Source organism: Pyrobaculum sp. (assembly GCF_049971835.1).
GTDB lineage: Archaea > Thermoproteota > Thermoprotei > Thermoproteales > Thermoproteaceae > Pyrobaculum.
In genome coordinates this window covers 1-1,666 of the sequence record NZ_JBMFKV010000329.1, presented here as the reverse complement: position 1 = coordinate 1,666, position 1,666 = coordinate 1, and the positions used below count along the sequence as shown (strand labels likewise).

The window sequence follows — 1,666 nt, the reverse complement described above, 5'->3', positions numbered from 1 at the left end:
CAATCTCCATGCCATGGAGAAGTTTTTCACAAAGGGAGGTGTCCCCGTCGTCGATGTTGTTCTCTGGAATCAGTGGTTTAGGATAAACGGCGGGCATTTTATGCTCGACCCCAGGAAGACTATTGAGTTGTTGAAGAGACTTAACGTCCCCGTGCTAAACGCCGTGTGGCTTAGATACACCGACGTGGATAGGTGGAGGCAGATGGAGGAAGGCGCGACGCCTGTGGAGCTCATAGCGACAGTGGCCTTCCCCGAGGCGGATGGAGTGGCTGAGCCTATTTTGACAACTGCCCCCAGGGCTGGGGGGTACAGCGAGGAGATAGACGGCGTGGCTTACTACTTCGATGTGGTTGAGGACAGGCTTGAGAAGAGGCTGAGGCGCGCCCTCCGCTGGGCCGTCCTCAGGAGGAAGCCGAGGGAGCAGGTCAAGATAGCTTTTGTCGTCTACGACTACCCGCCGGGTGAGGAGAATCTGGGGAGGGCGTCGCATCTAGACGTATTCGGCACTTTAGAGGTGTTGCTGAAGGCGCTAAGGGAGAGAGGATACGCCGTGGAGGTTAAGACTGCGCAGGAGCTCAGAGAGGCGTTTCTAGAGGGGGGTTTGGTGAATGTGCCGAAGTGGAAGTTGCCTGGCGGCGTGCGCGTACCTGTGGAAAGTTATCTCCAGTACTTTAACACTCTGCCGCCTCCCGTGAGGGAGAAGGTAGTCGGGACGTGGGGGCCGCCGCCAGGGGACTACATGGTTGAGAACGGCCATTTGGTAGTACCTGCGCTGTTGCTGGGCAACGCGGCTGTTATCCTCCAGCCGGCGAGGGGCTTCCACGAGAGGCCTGACCTAGTCTACCACTCTCGCGACGTGCCTCCGCACCACCAGTACCTAGCGACGTATTGGTGGATTAGGGAGGTGTTTAAGGCTGATGTAGTAGTTCACGTGGGGACGCACGGCACTTTGGAGTTTACCCCGGGGAAGGAGGTGCTTCTCTCAAGCGAATGCTTCCCCGACGTGCTTATCGGCGACGTGCCGCATATCTACATCTACAACGTTAACAACCCCTCGGAGGCCACCATCGCCAAGAGGAGGAGCTACGCAGTCATGGTAAACCACATGACGCCTCCCTTCACCACAAGCGGCCTCTACGAGGAGTACGCCCAGCTGGCGTCGCTTATCGACGAATATGAAGAGGCGGAGAAGCTAGATCCCGACAGGGCGAGGCTTTTGGAGAGAGAAATCCTAGAAAGGGCGCGTCAGCTCCACATAGATGGGGGATCTGTGGAGGATATCCACGCCGCGTTGCATAGGTACAACCGCACTATTATACCCAAGGGCCTCCACTTATTTGGGAGGCCGTGGAGTAAGGAGGACGCGCTGGAGTTTATAGCGCTTCTCCTACGCTACGACAGAGATTTCCCCTCGCCGTATAGGGAGCTGGCGAGGAGGCGGGGGTGGGATTACGACGCCGTCCTCCGGCGGGAGCCGGAGAAGTTGAAAATTCTCGACGAGGAGATCAGGGCGGCTGTAGAGGAGTGCCTAGAAGGGGGTAGGTGCAGACTGGGGGCGAAGGTAGCCGAATTTATCGCAAACACCTACCAGTCGCTTGTGAAAAATATGGAGGTGGAGGCTTTCCTCAACGCAGTAGCGGGCGGCTACGTGGAGCCGGGGCTCGCC

At 57.9% G+C, this 1,666-nt stretch carries 1 protein-coding gene; it reads left to right on the top strand.

Features of this window, described 5'->3' with window-relative positions:
• Positions 1-13: 13 nt before the first annotated feature.
• On the top strand, positions 14-1,666 hold a 1,653-nt coding region (locus ACP5J3_RS14295), incomplete at its 3' end, for a cobaltochelatase subunit CobN (protein ID WP_428496293.1).